This is a genomic window from Oceanospirillum maris DSM 6286 (genome assembly GCF_000422865.1).
Lineage (GTDB): Bacteria > Pseudomonadota > Gammaproteobacteria > Pseudomonadales > Halomonadaceae > Oceanospirillum > Oceanospirillum maris.
This window is the reverse complement of sequence record NZ_KE383937.1, coordinates 276,882-297,810: the sequence shown is the minus strand read 5'-3', so window position 1 is coordinate 297,810 and position 20,929 is coordinate 276,882. Positions and strand designations below refer to the sequence as shown.

Sequence of the window (20,929 nt, the reverse complement as noted above, 5' to 3'; positions counted from 1 at the left end):
AATCTCTTCTCAAAAAGCATCAACCCAGTACACCCAACCCAGCCTTAGCATAATCTGCTGCATCGACGCCTCAAGCGGTGCTTTAACAGTAACCCTTTCGCCAGATACAGGATGGTTAAAACAAATACTCGTAGCCGCTAAGAGTAAGCGATGACTCTCAAGATGCTCTTTAAAGTATCGGTTATAACGACCACGGCCATGCTTAGCATCACCAATAATCGGGTGATTAATATGCTTCAGATGACGACGGATTTGATGACGCCGCCCAGTCTTAGGCTTAACTTCCACCAGAGAAAACCGGCTTTGCGGATAGCGCTCAATACAGGCATCCAGCTCAGCAGTTGCCAAGCAACGATAATGGCTTAATGCGGACTGAGGTTCTGTCTTTTGCTGAGAACCTTTGAGACGGCTATCCGGCTCCTCCACCAAGGCATGATCAATGACTCCCGCTTCAGGAGCAAATCCCCGAACCACCGCCACATAGGTTTTATCCACTTGATGAGCCATCATCTGCTCTCCAAGTTTACGGGCAATATCAGAACTTAACGCAAAAACTAAAGCACCCGATGTAGGCTTATCAAGCCGGTGCACGGGATAAACACGCTGACCTATTTGATTGCGCACGATTTGCAGAGCAAAACGGGTTTCATGCCGGTCAATGGGGCTTCGGTGTACTAAAAGACCCGAAGGCTTATTCACTACGACTAAAAAATCATCCTGATACAAAATGGGCAGCGTTTCCGCCGGCCCATTATCATGATCTTCACCCGTAGCGGCAGCTGATGACTCAGACATTAAGCCAGTTTATCCGTTGCCACATGATACGTAGGATCTTCAATAACGTTCACTTCAACTAAGTTACCCGCTTTTTTCAACAGCTGCTGACATTCTTGGCTTAAATGGCGTAGATGTAAGGTTTTTCCCGCCGCGATATATTTATCCGCTAAGGCATCAATCGCCTCAAGGGCTGAGTGATCACTAACACGAGAGTTACGAAAATCCAGCACCACATCCTGAGGGTCATCTTTTGGATTAAACTGTTCACGGAAATTATTAATAGATGCAAAGAATAGCGGGCCGGTTAGCTCGTAAACGCGACGATCATCATTATCTTCAATAATGCGCACTTGAATGTGTTTTGCATGCTGCCAAGCAAAAATTAAAGCCGATACGATAACACCCACAATCACCGCAATCGCTAGATCAGAAACCACGGTAACGCCCGATACGAGCACAATGATAAAGGCATCCGACTTCGGAATTTTGCCCATCATCCGCAAACTAGCCCATTCAAACGTACCAATAACCACCATAAACATCACCCCAACAAGGGCCGCCACAGGGATCATCTCGATTAAAGAAGAAGCAAACAGAATAAATAACAGTAGGAATATTGCCGCAGCAATACCAGACAAACGACCACGACCACCAGAGTTTATATTGATCATACTCTGGCCGATCATGGCACAACCACCCATGCCACCAAAAAAGCCCGTTAGAATATTGGCCGTACCTTGACCGACGCACTCTTTATTACCGCGACCACGGGTTTCTGTCATCTCATCAATCAGACTTAACGTTAGCAGCGATTCAATTAAGCCAACCGCCGCAAGGATCAAAGAGTAAGGTAGGATAATCCACAGTGTTTCTAGATTAAGAGGCACCATAGGAATATGGAATTCAGGGAAGCCGCCAGCAATAGAAGCCAACGGATCATTGGTCATATCCGCCAACGCGTTTTGCACAGAACGAGCATCTAAATCAAAGAAGACCACCAACAGGGTTACCGTCACAATCGCCGCTAATGAAGAGGGAATCGCACGGGTCAGTTTAGGCAAAAAGTGAATAATACCCATGGTTAGCAGAATCAAGGCCGCCATAATCATCAAGGGTTCGCCGCTCATCCATGCCATAACACCTTCGGCATTCTTCTCTTTAAACTGCCCCAACTGAGCCAAGAAGATCACAATTGCCAAGCCATTAACAAAGCCAAGCATGACTGGATGCGGCACCATACGGATAAACTTACCCAGGCGGAACACCCCGGCAGTAATCTGTAAAAGCCCCATCAACACAACCGTCGCAAACAGATACTCGACTCCGTGCTGCGCTACCAAGGACACCATAACCACCGCCAGAGCACCGGTTGCACCAGAGATCATACCCGGTCGTCCACCAATACAAGCCGTTACTAGGCCAACCATAAAGGCGGCATACAAGCCTACTAGCGGCTCGACACCAGCGACAAAAGCAAAGGCTACGGCCTCGGGAACTAAGGCAAGAGCTACGGTTAAACCAGATAAAACATCATTCTTCATTTGAGCGGGCGTCAAATAGCGGGTGGAGTTCATTGGTACCTCAGGCTGTTACGGTGTTAGAGAGCCACTACTAAAAAGGGGGGAGCGGAATTCTACAGCAAGCCGCGTACCAGTGCAAAATGACAAATTTCACACCGCGTATTAAAACCCTACATAAAGCTGCTTGCTATTTTGCCTATAAAGAAAGAAAGTGGTGTCTTTCTAGGCGCCTATACCTGTAAATCACTTAAAAAGCTATAAAAAAATTCCATCTATAATTCTAATAATGAAATCAACAAGCACCTTGCACTAGGTCATTCACGTTGCACTAGATCATTAAAAACAGCTCGCATTCGACACCGCCTGATAACACCACAATTGTCAGGTTGAAGGGATGCTTTACTAACAAGGATTTTCCGATGAGAAATTTAGGCCTATTCGGCAAAATGGCCATCCCCATTGTCACTTTAACCCTGCTCATCATGCTTATTTTAGTGGCCTTTATTCCTAAGCAGATGAGTGCAACCGTTATTGAAGGCGCTATTAAGAACTCTCAATCAACCTTAGGGCAACTTAAAAAATTACGGGAATATTACACCGAAAATAATAGCTTAATTTCGGAATGGCTTACTTCTAACACCTCTAACAACACAAAGACACAGGCAAACCTTAATTCATTAAATTCAAGCCCCCATGATGTAAGCGGTGTAATGGCCGACAAAGGGTTGATGATAAATCTTTACAGCCCTTACTCTTTTTCGACACAGCCCAGTTTATCCAGCCAAACAAACCGCAGACTTACAGCCGTTGAACAGCAAACGTGGGATGCTCTTATCACAAATCCAGACCAAGCCATTGTCCAAGAGTTTACGGAGGGCGAACGCACCTTCGTCCGCGTAGCGGTTTCCGATAGAATGGTTGCCCAGAGCTGCGTGAGCTGCCATAACAACCATCCTCATTCACCTAAAAATGATTGGAAAATAGGCGATATTCGAGGCGTGCTAGAGATCACAACGGATATCACCGACAAATTATCCGATGGCCGAGCGTCTAGCTTCAAGATCACAGGGCTAGCAACCTCTCTTTTGATGGTTATGCTACTAGCGCTTTGGCTGGTCTACCAGAATGTAATTCAGCGACGTATGCAGATACTGAATGCTGCGATGAACGATATTGCCCACGGCGATGGTGATTTAACCGTACGCTTGGATGAAAGCGGCAATGATGAGATCACCTTTCTATCCAAAACGTTCAACCATTTTACCAGCCACATTCGAGACATGGTTGAACAGATGGCCACAACCAGCCAAAGCCTAAGTGATACATCTGATACGATGCTGCAGATTGCGACAGAAAATAGCCAACGCCTAAGCCGCCAAACCCAAGAAACGAGTCAGGCGGCTATCGCTATTAACGAGATGGCAACCACCGTTGCCGATGTTGCTAGTCATGCAATTCAAGCCGCACAGTCAGCACAAACAGCTCATCAAGTTGCCTTAGAAGGACACAAAGTGGTTGATGCAACACGCAACGATATTGCAGGTCTATCCCGTGATATTAACAATGCGATGGGAGCTGTGCATAAGCTTGAAGAGCAATCTGAAAATATCACAGGAATGATCAATGTCATTCAAAGTATCGCCGAACAAACAAACTTACTTGCCCTGAATGCCGCCATTGAAGCGGCTCGTGCAGGCGAGCAAGGCCGAGGATTTGCAGTGGTCGCCGATGAAGTGCGTAATCTAGCTGGCCGCACGCAAAAAGCGACCGAAGAGATTCAAAAAGTTATTACCGCGCTACAAGAAGACACCAACAGCTCAGCCCACTTAATGAAACAGAGTTGTACTCAAGCGGAACACACTGTAAAGCAAGCGGAAGAAGCAAACGGCGCTTTAAACGGTATTTCAAGCGCGGTCAGCCAAATTACCGCGATGAATGATCAAATTGCAAATACCAGCGAGGAACAAAGTACAGTGGCAACAGCCATAGAGCAAAATATTATGGCCATTAATGCCATGTCAGATGAGTCAACCTATGCATCGGAGCAATCCGCCGATAACAGTGCTCGTCTTTCACAGCTAGCCAGTGAGTTAAACGCTTTAGTCGCTCGCTTTAAATATTAAAGTGTAAGTATTAAGGCGTTAAGTTAAGCAACTTACCGGCAAGTGCATTCTTAATAGATCAATACGACGGGAGCCATAGGCCAAAGCATTTGGCTCCCGTCCATTCTCGATAAAACCCGCTTCACGATAAAGCCGAATTGCGGCAGTTGAAACATCACTCACCTCTAGAATCAAATACTCCAGAACAGGTAGTTGTTTCGCAAAGGCGATAACATGATCAATAAGCGCTTTGCCCGCACCTTGTCCTCGGTATTCTGATAAAACACATAAGCCCGTTACAACACCTCGATGATAATAAACACCGCCCTGTAGCGGCTCTAAACCTATCATGCCAATCAGCTTACGCCCCTTAAAGGCCCCCCATAAAGCCCCATTAGAGCTAAAGTAAAAATGCTCTAATAATGAATGGAGCTGCACATTGCTAATCATCCGTTCCTCTTCAACCGTCATACTAAAACTAAAGGGATCAGATACGATGCAGCTCAAGCGTAGCGCCTTTAAAGCCGCAGCATCACGAGGAACAAGTTCGCGTATTAACACAGGCTCTGTCATTGTAATCGTTTTAGATCCAGCCTCAGACGCAGAGTGATCAGCGGTCTTATTATTTTGTGTAAAAGAGCTCAAAAATCATATCCTTTTTCCATACGGAGAAACGTTAAGCTCACGACTTCCCACTAAACTCACGACGCCTTATGTTGCTCATGGCCATATGTTCCTCGCGGCCATTCTAGAGATGCTGGGTCTTCCCACTGAGCTTTCAGTTTTTCAAATGCTTTATCGCTAAAGTGCTCACCGCTCTTTGGCCATTCGCTGTAACGGCAGAGCCGACCTTGCCACAAAAAACTTAATTGATAAGCGTGCAGATAAGTCCGCCCCTGCTGAGCGGCTAATTCCGCATCATCATACAAAACGTCACCGCAGATAGGAGCACCAATACTTTTTAGCGCAACCCTAAGCTGATGGGTTTTGCCTGTTAAAGGCTTGAGTAAAAAAGCTCTAAATCCTGGCTGTAATGCTTGAGAGAAAAACTGCGTTACCGCAGGATTTTCTTTACTCGTCATTAGCTTCCAACTCCCCCGTCGAGAACGCTGCATATCGCCAATCACCCAACCTTGCTTTTTCTTAGGCTTACGTGCCGAGACCGCCAAATAGAATTTCTCTACCTGTTTATTTCGAAACAGCTCCGCTAACTGGGCACAGGAAGCTGCACTTTTCGCCAATAGTAATAAGCCCGATGTCACCTTATCGAGTCGATGAACAAGGTAGAGCTGCTGTAGTCCCAGTGCTCTAGCGACTTTTTCCGCTATACCTGCCTCCGTACCATCACGGTGCACATCAACGCCGACCCCTTTGCTTATAACAACAAAATCATCATGGTTAGCCACTATCTCAAAATCATTATTGCGACCATGCTCATGATCAATTAAGGAAGTGGTCAAAATGTCTTTACTCCAGTGGATATATCAAGCCTTCTCTGCAAAACAATGCCAACGCCCTTGCACAGAGGTATGAAAAATTAAGATAATTAGTAGATTAATAGCATGAATCGACGCAATAAGTCTGCTAGTCCAAACAATGGAGCTTTATTAGCGCGTTCACCATTAGATTTTTTATCAACAGAAACAGGAAAAACGATGCTGCCTAAACTCACTCAAAATAAATATGCCCATGCGATACTGCTAGCTGGCACTGCATTATCCCTCACTTTTGCCTCTATGACAGCCCAAGCAAGCTGCTCTCTTAAGCAAACCGCATGTGAAGCCAGTTGTAAGGTGCGCTATTTTGACGATACCTTTGGTAAAATGGGCTGCATGACAAAATGTGCCGCCGAGCGCACCGCTTGCTCAGCAAAAGAAGGCGCATCCGAAGCCGTTGAAAAAACAAAAGAGTTAGTTAAAGACTAGCGCCATGACCAAAAGCGGTCAGACGAGGGTAATAAGATGAATCGATTCAGAAAACCTTTGTTTATGGTCGCTGGTTTTTTTGCCTTATTGCTAGGAGCCATTGGAGTTGTTCTTCCATTATTACCCACAACACCTTTTATTATTCTTGCCGCGTTTTTTTTCTCCAAAGGATCAAAAAAGATTCACCGATGGCTACTTAATCAAAAAACCTTTGGCCCCATTATTCAAGCGTGGGAGCAAGACCGTGTTATTCCGCTGAAAGCAAAGCTCATCTCTACGACCATGATGCTAACAATGGTCAGCTATCCGTTATTATTTCGTCCATTCGCATTATGGCTAAAAGTCCTCGTTGTTTTTATTATTTTTTATGGTCTATGGTACGTATGGCGACACCGTTCTGAGCCTATTGATATTGCCGCCGAACGCTACTGGCAGCGACAACAAAAAAGCCAGCTTCCTTGAAATAGAAACTGGCTTCAATAATAGAATACAGCTTATAGCTTAAACCGACTCACCTGATCATTAAGGCTTTCAGCCAAAGCATTTAGCTCCGCTGCACGCTCTTTCGATACGTTAGACTCCTCAGATAACTGATCCGCAATATCTCGAATACGCAGTGTATTCTCTGAAATACTATGGTTCACCTGAGTCTGCTCTTCTGTCGCAGCAGCTGTTTGAGTCGACATATCGCTAATCGCGGTAATCGCATCCGTAATATTGAGCAGTCTTTCATAAGCGCCATTGGCCTCACTAACACTCTGTTCAGCCTGATCGCGACTACTGGACATAATTCCGACAGCATCTTTAGAGGCTTTTTGCAGACTCGCAATCATCTGCTGAATCTCTTCTGTTGATTCATGGGTTCGCTGGGAAAGGACTCTCACCTCATCCGCTACCACGGCAAAGCCCCGCCCCTGCTCTCCGGCACGAGCCGCTTCAATAGCCGCATTCAATGCCAACAGGTTCGTTTGCTCTGCAACACCTTGAATCGTAGACAAAATAGAGTCGATATCCTGTGAGTGCCCGCTTAACCGATCAATCACACCGGCGGCATCTTGAATTTTCCCAGATAGCTCTTCAATGGATACTCGGGTTTTGGAAACAACCTCTTGCCCTTCTCGGCTAGCTTCCGCACATTGATAGGCAGCCGATGCAGTGCTCTCAGCATTATTTGCAATCTCTTGAGTCGCTGTTGCCATCTCTTCAACCGCAGCGGCAACCATAGAAACTTCAGACATCTGGCTCTGCACATCTTCGCTAGTACTCTGCGCCACTTTAGCACTGGCTTCGGCGGTATAACGAAGGTCCGCAGACAAAGAGGAGATACTCTTAATAATGTTATACATCGAATCAACGAAACGATTAAAATTACCCGCTAGAGCGCCAATTTCATCATTGGAGAGAACCTCTAAACGCTTGGTTAAATCACCTTCACCCTGTGCAATTTCCTCTAAAGCAGAGCTCACCGCACAAAGAGGTTCCATAACGCGGCTAATGACCATCATGCCTACCGCCCCTGCCACAATAATTAAGACAAGCGACACAAGGCTGTTAGCCACCAAAAGATTAGTCACCGGAGCCATAACAAGGTGTTCTTTTACAGCAACGCCGATATAAAAGCGTGAATCACCAACCCGCTCAAAACGTACAAGGTGATCAATGCCGTTAATAGTTTTTATTTCCATCACCTGATTCAGAGCAAACCGCTTCACCTCTGATGGAGAGAAACCAGAACCCATTGAATCTAAGGGTTTCATCAACAGTGATTTATCAGGATGAGCCACCACAAGGCCTGTTTCGTCAACGAGCATAACAAAACCATCATCGCCAATATCGATATGCTCGATAATATCAAGCACTTCACCTAATCCTAGGTCAGCAGCAACAACACCTTTTAGTTGGCCATTGTTAATCACTGGGCTAGCAGCAGAAAGAATCAATAGACCAGAGTTGGCATCTTGGTAGGGCGCAGTAAAAATTGTTTTACCTGATTTCTTTGCAGCTAGATACCAAGGGCGACCTGTTGGATCAAACCCTTTGGCATCCAGTTGCTGTTGTAAAACTGGATCAGAAAAAATGGCACGCCCATCTGAACGACCATAATAGAAAGCGTCAAAACCACCCGTCTCTCTTCCTTGCTGCAAAAGAGGCAATAAATTGTCTTGCTCTGTCGATATACGAGCAAAAGACTCAGCAACAGCCGCTTTAGCTTTTAACCATACGTTAATAGTGATACTCGTATCATGGACAATTCTTTGAGTATCTGTATTAACGGTCTCCTCAATCTCCTTTTTCAAGTCGTTATAGCTAATAAGCGTCAGTATCAGCGTAATCAACAGTACGGGCAAAAGAACAACGGCAAGCACTTTATTCTTCAGCGTCATACTGAACCCTCCAAGTAGAATCGTATTTTTGTCATTATTTAAATCAATCGCCATAAAGATATTTAATAATTTATACCCTGCCAGGTACCCCTCTCATCCTTAAGTCTAAATCAAAAGAAAAAATTGATATAGCGCTATTATTTAATTTAATGGTAACAATTAGAAACGACAACTGACATAAACGCTTAATCTAGGTTTTATTATCTATTTAGATGGTTTTTAGCAGTCAAATTCACTATTGAAATATCCTTACATAAAAAAAGGGCAACCTCTTCAGGCTGCCCTTTTTATTCCAAAACCATCACGGTGCTTAATAATAAAACTTGATGATAAAGGTCTTGTGCTATCGGTTAATAACCGAGAAATTAATTGTCGAAAGTTAACCTGCCAGCTCAAGTAATAAACGGTTTAGACGCTGTACATAGCTGGCAGCATCTTTCAGCTGACGGCCTTCGGCCAACATCGCTTGATCCAGAATAATACGTGCCAGCTCACCGAAACGCGATTCATCCTGTTCTTGGTCAAGCTTCAGAATCAAAGGATGCGCTGGGTTTAATTCCAGTACAGGTTTTGCTTCTGGAATCTCTTGACCTGCAGCCGCCATAATCTGACGCATCTGCTCACCCATTTCGCCATCATTCAGCACCACGCAGGCCGGTGAATCAGTAAGACGATGAGTCACACGCACATCTTCGACCTGCTCCTTTAGCAGCTCTTTAGTGCGTTCAATCATGCCTTCCACTTTTTCAGCGGCAGCTTCTTGGGCTTTTTTATCTTCTTCTGTTTCGGTATCGCCTAAATCCAGCTCACCTTTAGCAACATCTTGGAAAGACTTGCCGTCGAACTCGGTCAGGTGGCTCATTAACCATTCGTCGATGCGATCTGTCATCAACAACACTTCGATACCTTTCTTACGGAAGATCTCAAGGTGCGGGCTATTTTTCGCTGTATTGTAGTTTTCAGCCGTTAAGAAGTAGATTTTATCCTGACCTTCTTTCATGCGTTCAACGTAATCAGCCAGCGCTACATTCTGAGTGTCATCACTGCCATGAGTTGAAGCAAAGCGCAGCAGCTTAGCGATTTTCTCTTTGTTAGAGAAATCTTCCCCTGGGCCCTCTTTTAGTACGCTACCGAACTCATTCCAGAACGTTTGGTATTTTTCCGCATCGTTCTTAGCCAGTTTGCTCAGCATATCCAGTACGCGTTTGGTTAGCGCGCTCTTCATGGATGTGATGTTTGGATCTTGCTGTAGAATTTCACGGGATACGTTCAATGATAGATCGTTAGAATCGACCACACCCTTGATAAAGCGCAGATACAGCGGCAGGAACTGCTCAGCATCATCCATAATAAAGACACGCTGTACGTACAATTTTAGACCCCGTGAGGCTTCACGATGGTACATATCAAACGGTGCTTTACTCGGAAGATACAGCAAGCTTGTGTATTCCAGCTTACCTTCAACCTTGTTATGTGACCACGTTAGCGGATCAGTGAAGTCATGGGAAACATGCTTATAGAACTCGCTGTATTCCTCATCATTCACATCGGTACGTGAACGTGTCCATAGTGCTTTTGCTTCGTTGACCGCTTCAAATTCAGGTGCTTTATCAGCCGCTTCTTCACCTTCTTTGGGTTCATCAAAGGACTGTTTTTCCATCAGTACAGGTACAGCGATATGATCAGAATACTTACGAATCAAGTTACGCAGGCGGAAATCTTCAGAGAACTCTTTCTCATCAGCTTTCAGCGTTAGAGTAATCGAGGTGCCGCGTTCCGCTTTTTCAACGGTTTCAATGGTAAATTCGCCATCACCTTTTGAGACCCAACGTACGCCTTCCCCTGCGGGGCTACCTGCTTTACGGGTGATAACTTCAACTTCATCCGCAACAATAAACGAGGAGTAAAAACCCACACCAAATTGACCAATCAACTGAGAATCTTTTTTCTGATCGCCCGTCAATTGGCTTAAAAATTCAGAGGTGCCAGATTTAGCAATCGTACCCAAGTGGTCGATCACATCTTGGCGATTCATGCCAATACCTGTATCACTAATAGTGACGGTATTGTTTTCAGGATTAGCGGTAATTTTTACCTGTAGTTCAGACTGGCCTTCGTATAACGCACCATTTTCTAACGCTTTGTAGCGTAACTTGTCACACGCATCAGAGGCGTTGGAAATCAATTCACGCAGGAAAATCTCTTTATTAGAGTACAAAGAATGAATCATCAGATGCAGAAGTTGTTTTACTTCAGTCTGAAAACCAAGCGTTTCTTTCTGTGCTTCAGCGGACATTGAGTCAGATCTCCATAGGTTTAAATAATAAGAGCAACATCACGACTATTAATGACGAGCCAGTAATGACCGGAAATTTTTTTTAAATTACCGCCCTTGTTTATCTGTCTATCTATATGGGAGCCACAGGTTTAATTTCAAGTCTTGGACAAAAAATTTAAGTGATTGTTTTTATAGGGCTATCTAGAGGCTATTATCGATCTAAACATTATTTTTTTGGCCATAACCAAGAAGGCCTTGGTGGTAACCAAAGCCCTCTTGATATCATCTATTAACATTTATTGTATTGAGGTTATCCTTGATCACTCATTTTTTAGTCAACGTATTCACCTCTAACTGAAGGTTATTCACCTCAGTATTCAGGCGAGTGACATGGCTGGTTAACTGCCGACGTGATGCATCAATGGCATCCAAGCGTTCGTCATAATCTTGAAGTGTTTGTTCAATATTTTGATATTCAAGACCTTCATCTTTTTTAGCCAGTTGACGACCAAAAGCCTCAATCTGAGTTTTAAGCTGCGCTTGGTTACGATCAAGCTCGCCAATATTGGCATTCATACTAAGATTGGCTGCGCTTAACTTGGTTTGCAGGGCATTCAACTCAGTTTTTTGCCCACTAAACCCTGTTTTTAATTCGTTCAAGCTTGTTTTTAAGCTACCTAAATCTGTATTTAACACCGTAAAACGTTGGCTATAAGTGGCCTGCTCCGTTTTCAGCGCTTTATCCTGATTATCTCGGGCCACTATCTCATCTTTTAGTGCAACCTGCTGCCCTTTTAGGTCGGCCTCAAGGGCGCTTAGCTTTTGACTCAGCGTTTTAAGCGTAGTGGCATTTTGAGCGATATCAGGCCGGTTGCGCTTATTACTCAAATCCCACAGCTTACGGATTTCAAGCTCGGAGATTTCAATTCTCTTTTCTAGAGTGCTACCCGATTGAGACAGATCAAGCCCCGTTGCTGTCAGTTCGCTTTCTAACAACTGAATACGCTCCCCAGCTTTATTCAGGTTCGACTGCTGCTCCGCGAGCTTACCGATCAACTGTGTATTTTGGTAAAAAACAGCAGCAAGACCTGCAAGAAGCAAAACAATAGCCACCCACAGCAGCCCCAAAGAGCCGGACGTTCCAGCTCGCTTTGATGCCACTCGTGGGGGCTTTCCTCCCTCGGATGAGCGCCCCTCAGGCACATTTCCTACAGGCATACGGCCCACGGGCATTAGATCATCGTCATCTCGTTCCGGTACAATTTTCATATTGTGGCTATCAGGTGGCATGGTTTAAGTCCGAGGGTCAGTTGTAAGTCAAGCAACGCATTGTCACAGCAAGGGCAATATCCACCTTGACTCTGAACAATCAATTTATCCAATATAGGCTATTACATTGCGTTACGAAAATAAATGTACGGATCAACAAGGCCAAGTCAATTGCGAAAGCAAAACTTGTGCAACTTAATTATGACAGATTTTTTCGTCTAAATTCACAGGGGAAGAATATCCAAGTGTTCTACTCAGAAATAGAAACCCTGTAAACGAAGTGCTATTATTCACACACTTTAAAAACAGATGTTAGATAAACGTCTAAAAAAGCGTACCCTAATATCTAATTCAACATGATGAACGAAGCGCCTTCATTTTAGGGTGGCTTTATATTTTATTGACGTGAGTTGATGGAGAAAATAACCATGGCATTTGAACTACCTGCACTACCTTATGAAAAATCAGCACTAGCACCGCACATCTCTGCCGAAACACTAGACTTTCACCACGGCAAACACCACAACACTTACGTGGTTAAGCTTAATGGTTTAGTGCCTGGTACTGAGTTTGAAGGCAAAACTCTGGAAGAGATTATTAAAGCAGCGCCAGCGGGCCCAATTTTCAATAATGCCGCTCAAATCTGGAACCACACCTTCTATTGGAACAGCCTATCTCCAAACGGTGGCGGTGAGCCAACAGGCGCAATCGCTGATGCGATTAATGCCAAATGGGGTTCTTTCGAAGCATTCAAAACTGAATTCAACGATAAAGCTGTTAACAACTTTGGTTCTAGCTGGACGTGGCTTGTTAAGAACGCTGACGGTTCTCTAGAAATCGTTAACACCAGTAATGCTGGCTGCCCAATGACCGCAGACCAAACGGCACTGCTAACCGTTGACCTTTGGGAACACGCTTACTACATCGATTACCGCAATGTACGTCCAGACTACCTAGCGGGTTTCTGGTCTCTTGCAAACTGGGATTTTGCTGCCGCTAACTTCGCAGCATGATACCTCGCGTTTAGCTTAGTGATCTAGCATTTGGCTAAACAATGGAACTGGCTCTTATCGTGAGATTAGAGCCAGCTCTACCTTGCTCTTCATCTATTATCCTTTTCTCTTCATCTAATATCTTATTGTTCACCTATTACCCTATTGTTCATCTATTACCCTATTGCTCTCATGATCACCAGTACCTAATATTCTAGTTCTGAGCAGAATTCGTACTTGTAATACTGGGGGCTTCAACAATGATTGCTGTACCGACCGATACCGAACCACCGACTGATACCCTATATCGTAACAGCTTGCCGGCGTTTCAATTTTTGCTATTGAGGCTATTGCCTGTTTTAACGTTAGGGTTAGGCTTCACGCTATTGAGTACCATCACGCTGGCTCAACCATTAATACTCACGATCAGAGGCGTAGCGCCGCAGGACGTTAGTTTCACGCTTAATGAGCTTCAAGCTTTACCCTCTGATAAAATAACGACCGAAACCATTTGGACAGAGACACCTCATACCTATACTACAGTCTCATTTAAAACACTGTTTGAGCACCTCAAGTCCGACCCCAAAGGTAAGACGCTTACAATGGTTGCTCTGAATGATTACTTTATTAAGGTAGAAATTGACACGCTGATCGAACACAATGCTTTTATTGCATACGCCATGGACGGAAAAAAAATGCGCATCAGAGACAAGGGCCCATTATGGGTGCTTTACCCTTTTTCAGATAACCCCGCTATCAATATTCCTCCTTTTCAAGCTCATTCAATATGGCAGCTAAAAGCTATCATATTGAACCCTTAAGCCGTTTCAGGAGGTCATTTACCTGTGCAGAATAAGCCGTCAAGTATTTTTAAGCCTATAATCTTAGCTGTTAGCTTGATAGCACTTGTTAGCGTGGTCGCAAGCACTTTATTTCATCTTGAAAAAGAGATTGATGAGTTTTCTTTACTCACAAAAGATGAGCGCTACTGGAATAGCACCCGAGTTGAAATTGAATTGCTGCGCTTAATCAGTCAGCTTAATCATTACGTGGCAGACCCTTCTGAGGCATCTATTAGTGAGGTTAGCTTGAGAATGGAAATTCTCTGGAGCCGTATTAATGTGATTACGAAAGGGGCAACCCGTGAGTTGATAAAACAGATCGACAAAGATATTTTACTAGATGCAGAAGCCCTTCACCAAATCCTTGTTCAACTGGAAAACAATCTTGATCAACTGTCTCCTGCCCAAGCAAAAATATACAGGACACAGATGGAGTATTTTGTACCCCGTTTTATGCACTCTTCTAGAACAATCGCGTCTGCTATTTCTGAGATAGAAAGCCACTTTGCCATTAAAGTACAAGAAAATTACCGAAGTGTTGTCTTTTTCCTATGTGCCATTTTAGCCATTGGCGCTGCATTTGCTTTAATCAACTATATCGAGTTACGTAAAAATCAGCGCTTAGCCATTAAAGCAGAAGCCGCCAGTCAAAGTAAAAGTGATTTCTTATCGAATATGAGTCACGAAATACGCACACCTCTTAATGGTATTCTTGGCTCTATTCAGCTACTTACGTTGGATAAAAGCTTTCAAAAAACACCTCAAAACCAATCACTGTTAAATGATATAACCGCCTCAGGTAATGCTCTTTTAAACTTGATCAATAATATTCTCGATCTCTCTCGTTTGCAGCAAAACAAGATGCCGATAGAGCAAAAAACCGTTTCTCTGACACAGCATGTTCAAGATGCTAAATCAGTGATCAATGCCACCTTGATTGAGAAAAACCTACACTTTAAGTTATCCATCGCCCCTGAATTACCTGAAAGCATTATCACTGACCCACTTCGTTTACAGCAAATTTTGATCAACTTGTTAGGTAACGCCGTTAAGTTCACCAACCAAGGATCAGTTGAGCTTCGTATCACGCCATCTTCACCTAAAAAACCAGAATTGGATATCTTCGATATACGTTTCGAAATTGAGGATACCGGCATAGGCATTCCTTTGGATGTGCAGCGTCAGCTATTCCAACCCTTTACCCAAGCAGACAGCTCTACCACTCGTAACTACGGCGGCAGCGGCTTAGGTTTATCCCTATGCCGAGAGATTATTGAAGCCTTAGGTGGTCAATTTGGCGTAAAAAGTCGACTGAAAAAAGGCTCGACCTTTTGGTTTACCTTGCCGGTTAAAGCCTTTGGCAAACAGCCCGTGCCAAGCTCACCTTCAGCTATAACCTCATCCTCATCAATACCCCATCATACAGTCCAAACAATAGGTCGTCCTGTATTGGTCGTCGAAGATAATCAGGTAAATGCCAAGCTTGCGATGACGATTCTCAGCAAGCTGGGCTACCCTTCAGAACATGCCATTAACGGTCAGGTAGCTCTAGAAATGTGCCAATCAACACAATACGGCTTAATTCTAATGGACTGCCAAATGCCTATTATGGATGGCATCACTTGCAGCCAGAACCTACGCGCCCATAGCGGTATCAATCAAAACACAACCATTGTCGCTTTAACGGCTAATGTCATGTCGATTGATCGCCAAACCTGTATCGAAGCAAATATGCAAGATTTTTTAACCAAACCTATCGATACCACCTTACTTAAAACCATGATTAAAACGTGGTACCGAGCTTAGAAAATTAAATCAACAGACTGAATCCAAGCCCTTCTCTTTCACGTATTCCTTAGCTAGATACCTATTTTTTAACTGAATATTTATTCGATGATCGCTCCACAACCTATCAACCCAAGGGCAGAATCATGTTATCTAAAACATTGCTGAATCGCTTAACTTTGATCGCCTCGGGCCTGTTATTACTTGCAGGTCTTACCTCGTCACCATCCAGCCATGCTAAGGAAGAAAGAGCCATTTTTGCCGGTGGTTGCTTCTGGTGTATGGAACCTCCCTTTGATGCCCTCGATGGCGTTATTAGCACCACATCAGGCTACACCGATGGTTCCAAGAAAAACCCGACATACCGGGAAGTCTCCGCAGGGACAACAGGCCATACAGAAGCGATTGAAATCGTTTACGACGCTGAAATTATTAGCTACAAGACCCTACTCGACGTGTTCTGGGTAAACGTTGATCCTTTTGCAATCAATCGCCAGTTTTGTGATATCGGCAGCCAATACCGCTCAGGTATCTACCCTTTAAATGATGAACAAAGCCGTCTGGCCAAACTTAGTAAAGCAGAACATCAGCAGAATTTTAATCAGAAAATTCAAACTGAAATTAAATTGGCGAGCACCTTCTATCCAGCAGAAGATTACCATCAGGACTACTATATGAAGAATCCTATTCGCTATACTTTTTACCGGAACAGCTGTGGTCGTGATAATCGTCTGAAAGATGTTTGGGGCGATAAATTCAACAAACATTAAATTTACCTTTACTAATATAATAAAAAGTTACTAATATAGATCGCAGGTTCATAAGATAAAAAACAACTCCCCTGAAAGGAGGCCTGCGATGGCTCATGTAGTAATTCTCGGTGCCGGCACCGGTGGCATGGCTGCGGCGTATGAGTTACGCCACAAACTTGATAAATCCCATAAAATCACTGTTATCAACGAACGCGACTATTTCCAGTTTGTTCCCTCAAACCCTTGGATTGCGGTAGGTTGGCGAAGCGCTGACGAAATCAGCTTTAAACCCGCACCTTACCTACAAAAGCATGACATCAACTTTATTGCCCAACGGGTTGACCAGATCGATGCCGAAGGCAATCTGCTAAAACTGTCAAATGGCGACAGCCTTAACTATGACCATCTTCTGATTATGACCGGCCCTAAACTTGCCTTTGATGAGGTCGAGGGTTCTGGCCCTGAAAGTGGTTACACACAGTCTGTTTGCTCTTTGCCCCATGCCTTAGATTCATTAAAAAACTTTGAGCAATTGTGTGCAGATCCTGGCCCCGCGGTAGTTGGTGCGATGGCTGGTGCCAGCTGTTTTGGCCCTGCCTATGAATACGCTTTTATTCTAAACAAAGAGCTGCAAAACCGAAAAATCCGCGACCAAGTACCTATGACCTTTGTCACCAGCGAACCCTATATTGGCCACTTGGGTTTAGGGGGCGTTGGTGACTCTAAATCGATGTTGGAATCTGAGTTACGCACACACCATATCAAATGGATCTGCAATGCCAAGGTCTCTAAAGTTGAAGATGGCATGATGTACGTAGACGAGCACAATGATAATGGCGAAGTCATCAAACAACACGAACTACCGTTTAAGCACTCCATGATGCTGCCTGCCTTTAAGGGTGTCGATTGTGTGGCGAATGTCCCAGATCTCTGCAATCCACGGGGTTTTGTTAAAATCGACGACTATCAGCGCAGCCCAATATACAACAATATCTGGTCGGCTGGTGTGTGTATCGCTATCGCCCCCACTGAAGTAACACCGGTGCCAACTGGCGTACCCAAAACCGGCTATATGATCGAATCGATGGTAACGGCGATTGTCGAAAACTTAGATGCCGTACTAAAAGGTGAAGCTCCCCAAGCTCAGGCGACTTGGAACGCTATCTGCCTTGCGGATATGGGGGATACCGGCGCAGCCTTTGTTGCCATCCCACAGATTCCACCACGAAACGTCAGCTGGTTTAAAAAAGGTAAATGGGTACATTTGGCGAAGGTTGGTTTTGAGAAGTACTTTATTCGTAAAATGAAAACAGGAAACCCTGAGCCTTTCTATGAGAAACAGATCTTGAAGATGATCGGTATTGAGCGGCTAAAATAGCTTTTAGCAAGAAACGGGGGCTACCCAGCTCCCGTTATTCTGTTTTTCTTGGCAGATTAGCCTCGTTTTCTTAACAAATTAGTCTATTTTTTTATCCGCAGCAGGGCGCTTTAACCAGAACCACCAGATCACAAAGCCAATAGACAATAGGCCCAGGGCATTAACCAATAAACTCATTTTAAACCCTCAATTGCTTTAAGCGTAAACGGTTAGCATTACTGACCACTGTAACCGATGATAAGGCCATGGCCGCACCTGCAAAAGCTGGATTCAATAAAAAACCAAACAAGGGGAATAGAACCCCAGCGGCCAGCGGAATACCAATACTGTTATAGATAAAAGCCCCCAGTAGGTTCTGTTTAATATTACTCACGGTAAGCTTTGAAATCTCTATTGCATCAGCAATGCCCTGTAGAGAACCTCGCATCAATGTCAGATCCGCACTTTCGATGGCGATATCTGTTCCTGTGCCGATCGCCATTCCCACATCGGCCTGAGCCAGCGCGGGAGCATCATTAATACCGTCTCCCACCATAGCCACTTTAAAACCCTGCTGTTGCAGCTTACGGATCTCATCGGCCTTGTGATCCGGCATCACCTCAGCGATCACCTGATCAATACCCACCTCTTTTGCCACGGCTTGAGCGGTAATTCGGTTATCACCGGTCAGCATCATCACGGTTACACCCTGTTTTTTCAGACGCATAATCGCTGCCGCCGAATCTTTTTTTACCGGATCAGCAATGGCCAACACCCCTATGACGGCATCGTTTAATGCCAGCAGAACTGGGGTTTTCCCCTGCTCCGCAAGGATCTGCACCTGAGATGCGGCATCCGCCAAATCCAGATTAAAAGCCTGCATCAATGCTTGATTACCAAGAAGTAAGCGCTGACGTTCATCCGCACCACCCTCACTGGAATCCGCCACAAACAATCCTTGAATCCCCTGCCCCACCACCGGCTGAATAGCCTGCGCTTCCTGAACAGTGATGCCTTCCGCTTTGGCTCGGCCCACAATCGCCTGCGCTAACGGATGCTCCGAAGCCACTTCCAAACTGGCCGCGTATTTTAGAAGGTCTTGTTCGGTCAATCCTAGTGGATGGGCGCGATCTAACAACACCAGATCCGTTACCTCAGGATGCCCTTGCGTTACCGTGCCGGTTTTATCCAATACCACCACATCCACTTCTGCCGCCTGCTGCAGGGCATCGCCCCGGCGAATCAGAATACCGTGCTCGGCAGCTTTACCAACGCCAACCATAATTGACATCGGCGTCGCCAATCCTAACGCACAGGGGCAAGCGATCACTAACACCGTCATACTGGTAACAAGCATATAGGCAGAAACCGGCTCTGGGCCAAAATTAAACCAAGCCAGTGCCGTCAAAACAGCGATAATTAGCACCGAAGGTACGAATACTGCCGCTATTTTATCCGCTAAACGACCCAACGCAGGCTTGGCATTTTGAGCCTGTCGTACCTGTTCAATAATCTGCGCTAAAGCGGTATCCGACCCCACTCTTAATGTGCGAATCCGAATAGAACCACTCTGATTCAGGGTGCCAGCGGTGACTTCATCACCTTTTTTCTTGCTCACGGGCATGGGTTCACCGGTGAGCATCGACTCATCAACCCGAGTTTCCCCTTCCATAACCTTGCCATCCACTGGGATTTTTTCACCGGGACGCACGCGGATCATATCCCGCTTCTGAATCGAGGCGATGCGCATATCGACTTCTTCGCCATCCTCCTTACGAATCAGGCGTGCTGTTTCTGGCTGCAAATTAAGTAACTTGCGGATCGCCTGGGAGGCCTGTCCACGGGCACGGCTTTCTAATGCTTGTCCAAGATTAATCAGTCCAAGAATAAACACCGCCGCCTCGAAATAGACATGACGCGCCTCTTCTGGCACCAGCTCAGGCCAAAAGGAGATTAGCATAGAAAACAGCCAAGCCGTGCCAGTACCCAAAGCGATTAGAGTATCCATATTGGCGTAATGATTTTTAAAAGCGGACCAAGCCCCCAGATAAAAGTGACCACCGGAATAAAGCATCACCACCAGCGTTAAGCCACCGATAATCTGCCAAAACAGCTGCCCAGAAGCACTATTGAGCATTGGCATACCCGACCAAAACATCATCACCATTAAGGGGACACCCAAAGCCAAGGCTACAGCGGTTTTCTTAAGTTGCTGATGATAATGCACCTGCTCTTCTGCTCGCCGCTCACTCTCACCGTAATCATCGTTTAACAAAGTGGCACCAAAGCCTGCGCCTTCTATCGCAGCGATCACCTCTTTAGAGTCCACAGAAGCCGTAACACTCGCCGAACGATCGGGCAGGTTAACCTCTGCCTGCCCAACACCATCCAATTGATCTAACGCACTCTGCACCTGCTGAACACAGCTCGCGCAGTGCATCCCCCGTAGGGCAAAACGGTATTCCTGCCCTTGACCGGCCTTATCTGTTGCAGACATAACCTTTTCCTCTCAAACCGCTTATTTCTCTGGGGTTTCTTACCGTTAAAAACAACTGATCCGGCCTAAGCCGGATCAGATATCCACTACAATGCTCCGCTAAACACATCCCTGTTCAGCTTGCTTTAATGTTGAGCTTTGCCGCTTCAATCTTTCTTTTCTTCAGCATCAAAACCAGCTTCTTCCACCGCATCAATCAGATCTTCCACCTTCATCGTACCGGTCACATGGGCTTCATACAGAGTGACATCCGCCTGCGTCACGCCATCAACCATCATTAAGGCGGTTGTAACCGAGTTCACACAACCATTACAGGATAAACCTTCTAGGGTAATAACCACTTCTTTACTCACAATAATCACCTATGTTTAAGCTATGTCTGAAATCTAAGAGTAGAATGCGCCACATCAAACAGGGCGCGCTATACAAGATAAAACACACCATACAAA

The 20,929-nt window shown here is 45.0% G+C and carries 17 protein-coding genes; 8 read left to right on the top strand and 9 right to left on the bottom strand.

What is annotated here, in order from left to right:
* Positions 1-9: 9 nt before the first annotated feature.
* Together G517_RS0115790 and G517_RS0115785 are read right to left on the bottom strand one after the other, a co-directional pair.
* The gene (locus tag G517_RS0115790; protein ID WP_051206495.1) at positions 10-795 is read right to left on the bottom strand and encodes a tRNA pseudouridine(65) synthase TruC; all 786 of its coding nucleotides are present in this window, start codon (positions 793-795) and stop codon (positions 10-12) included.
* Complete coding sequence (locus G517_RS0115785) at positions 795-2,351, bottom strand: SulP family inorganic anion transporter (RefSeq protein WP_028305204.1); 1,557 nt, start codon at positions 2,349-2,351, stop codon at positions 795-797. Before G517_RS0115785 ends, G517_RS0115790 begins: the two co-directional genes overlap by 1 nt.
* A gap of 365 nt (positions 2,352-2,716) precedes the next feature.
* Here G517_RS0115785 and G517_RS19595 point away from each other — a divergent pair, with 365 nt between their 5' ends.
* A complete protein-coding gene (locus tag G517_RS19595) occupies positions 2,717-4,420 on the top strand; it encodes a methyl-accepting chemotaxis protein (RefSeq protein ID WP_051206494.1) in 1,704 nt (567 codons plus the stop codon).
* A gap of 18 nt (positions 4,421-4,438) precedes the next feature.
* On the opposite strand, the gene G517_RS0115775 is transcribed toward G517_RS19595, so the two are convergent.
* On the bottom strand, positions 4,439-5,044 hold the full coding sequence (locus G517_RS0115775) for a GNAT family N-acetyltransferase (RefSeq protein ID WP_028305203.1): 606 nt from the start codon (positions 5,042-5,044) through the stop codon (positions 4,439-4,441).
* A gap of 56 nt (positions 5,045-5,100) precedes the next feature.
* On the bottom strand, positions 5,101-5,859 hold the full coding sequence (locus G517_RS19590; protein ID WP_245543272.1) for a TIGR01621 family pseudouridine synthase: 759 nt from the start codon (positions 5,857-5,859) through the stop codon (positions 5,101-5,103).
* Between the two features lie 102 nt (positions 5,860-5,961).
* Here G517_RS19590 and G517_RS0115765 point away from each other — a divergent pair, with 102 nt between their 5' ends.
* Positions 5,962-6,324, top strand: a complete 363-nt coding sequence (locus tag G517_RS0115765) for a hypothetical protein (RefSeq protein ID WP_157833209.1) — start codon at positions 5,962-5,964, stop codon at positions 6,322-6,324.
* A 36-nt stretch (positions 6,325-6,360) separates the two neighbouring features.
* Positions 6,361-6,786 carry a YbaN family protein gene (locus G517_RS19585; protein ID WP_051206492.1) on the top strand — a complete coding sequence of 142 codons (426 nt, stop codon included), beginning with the start codon at positions 6,361-6,363 and terminating at the stop codon, positions 6,784-6,786.
* A gap of 32 nt (positions 6,787-6,818) precedes the next feature.
* Here the strand turns inward: G517_RS19585 and G517_RS0115755 are convergent, their stop codons facing one another.
* From G517_RS0115755 to G517_RS0115745, 3 genes are all read right to left on the bottom strand, one after another.
* Positions 6,819-8,708, bottom strand: a complete 1,890-nt coding sequence (locus G517_RS0115755) for a methyl-accepting chemotaxis protein (RefSeq protein ID WP_028305201.1) — start codon at positions 8,706-8,708, stop codon at positions 6,819-6,821.
* A gap of 379 nt (positions 8,709-9,087) precedes the next feature.
* A complete protein-coding gene (gene htpG / locus G517_RS0115750; RefSeq protein ID WP_028305200.1) occupies positions 9,088-11,004 on the bottom strand; it encodes a molecular chaperone HtpG in 1,917 nt (638 codons plus the stop codon).
* A 306-nt stretch (positions 11,005-11,310) separates the two neighbouring features.
* Entirely contained in the window at positions 11,311-12,276 is a 966-nt protein-coding gene (locus G517_RS0115745) for a hypothetical protein (RefSeq protein ID WP_028305199.1), read from the bottom strand.
* A 407-nt stretch (positions 12,277-12,683) separates the two neighbouring features.
* On the opposite strand from G517_RS0115745, the gene G517_RS0115740 reads away from it, so the two are divergent.
* From G517_RS0115740 to G517_RS0115720, 5 genes are all read left to right on the top strand, one after another.
* Positions 12,684-13,268 (top strand): superoxide dismutase, encoded by a 585-nt coding sequence (locus G517_RS0115740; RefSeq protein ID WP_028305198.1) that lies wholly within the window; start codon positions 12,684-12,686, stop codon positions 13,266-13,268.
* Positions 13,269-13,507: 239 nt separating this feature from the next.
* Complete coding sequence (locus tag G517_RS20320; RefSeq protein ID WP_051206490.1) at positions 13,508-14,068, top strand: putative pterin-binding protein; 561 nt, start codon at positions 13,508-13,510, stop codon at positions 14,066-14,068.
* Positions 14,069-14,092: 24 nt separating this feature from the next.
* Positions 14,093-15,895, top strand: coding sequence for an ATP-binding protein (locus G517_RS20315; RefSeq protein ID WP_051206489.1), 1,803 nt, complete (start codon positions 14,093-14,095; stop codon positions 15,893-15,895).
* A gap of 125 nt (positions 15,896-16,020) precedes the next feature.
* Positions 16,021-16,644, top strand: coding sequence for a peptide-methionine (S)-S-oxide reductase MsrA (msrA, locus tag G517_RS0115725; RefSeq protein WP_028305197.1), 624 nt, complete (start codon positions 16,021-16,023; stop codon positions 16,642-16,644).
* Between the two features lie 88 nt (positions 16,645-16,732).
* A complete protein-coding gene (locus G517_RS0115720) occupies positions 16,733-18,004 on the top strand; it encodes an NAD(P)/FAD-dependent oxidoreductase (RefSeq protein ID WP_028305196.1) in 1,272 nt (423 codons plus the stop codon).
* Between the two features lie 178 nt (positions 18,005-18,182).
* Here the strand turns inward: G517_RS0115720 and G517_RS0115710 are convergent, their stop codons facing one another.
* Together G517_RS0115710 and G517_RS0115705 are read right to left on the bottom strand one after the other, a co-directional pair.
* On the bottom strand, positions 18,183-20,480 hold the full coding sequence (locus tag G517_RS0115710) for a heavy metal translocating P-type ATPase (protein ID WP_028305195.1): 2,298 nt from the start codon (positions 20,478-20,480) through the stop codon (positions 18,183-18,185).
* Between the two features lie 146 nt (positions 20,481-20,626).
* Positions 20,627-20,833: a cation transporter gene (locus G517_RS0115705; RefSeq protein ID WP_028305194.1), complete on the bottom strand. Its 207-nt coding sequence runs from the start codon at positions 20,831-20,833 to the stop codon at positions 20,627-20,629.
* Positions 20,834-20,929: the final 96 nt, after the last annotated feature.

Coding starts and splice junctions, on each gene's coding strand:
- G517_RS0115740 (WP_028305198.1), top strand. CDS start 12,684: ATGGCATTTGAACTACCTGCACTACCTTATGAAAAATCAGCACTAGCA.
- G517_RS19595 (WP_051206494.1), top strand. CDS start 2,717: ATGAGAAATTTAGGCCTATTCGGCAAAATGGCCATCCCCATTGTCACT.
- G517_RS0115790 (WP_051206495.1), bottom strand. CDS start 795: ATGTCTGAGTCATCAGCTGCCGCTACGGGTGAAGATCATGATAATGGG.
- G517_RS0115785 (WP_028305204.1), bottom strand. CDS start 2,351: ATGAACTCCACCCGCTATTTGACGCCCGCTCAAATGAAGAATGATGTT.
- htpG (WP_028305200.1), bottom strand. CDS start 11,004: ATGTCCGCTGAAGCACAGAAAGAAACGCTTGGTTTTCAGACTGAAGTA.
- G517_RS0115745 (WP_028305199.1), bottom strand. CDS start 12,276: ATGCCACCTGATAGCCACAATATGAAAATTGTACCGGAACGAGATGAC.
- G517_RS20320 (WP_051206490.1), top strand. CDS start 13,508: ATGATTGCTGTACCGACCGATACCGAACCACCGACTGATACCCTATAT.
- G517_RS0115765 (WP_157833209.1), top strand. CDS start 5,962: ATGAATCGACGCAATAAGTCTGCTAGTCCAAACAATGGAGCTTTATTA.
- G517_RS0115755 (WP_028305201.1), bottom strand. CDS start 8,708: ATGACGCTGAAGAATAAAGTGCTTGCCGTTGTTCTTTTGCCCGTACTG.
- G517_RS19585 (WP_051206492.1), top strand. CDS start 6,361: ATGAATCGATTCAGAAAACCTTTGTTTATGGTCGCTGGTTTTTTTGCC.
- msrA (WP_028305197.1), top strand. CDS start 16,021: ATGTTATCTAAAACATTGCTGAATCGCTTAACTTTGATCGCCTCGGGC.
- G517_RS0115720 (WP_028305196.1), top strand. CDS start 16,733: ATGGCTCATGTAGTAATTCTCGGTGCCGGCACCGGTGGCATGGCTGCG.
- G517_RS0115710 (WP_028305195.1), bottom strand. CDS start 20,480: ATGTCTGCAACAGATAAGGCCGGTCAAGGGCAGGAATACCGTTTTGCC.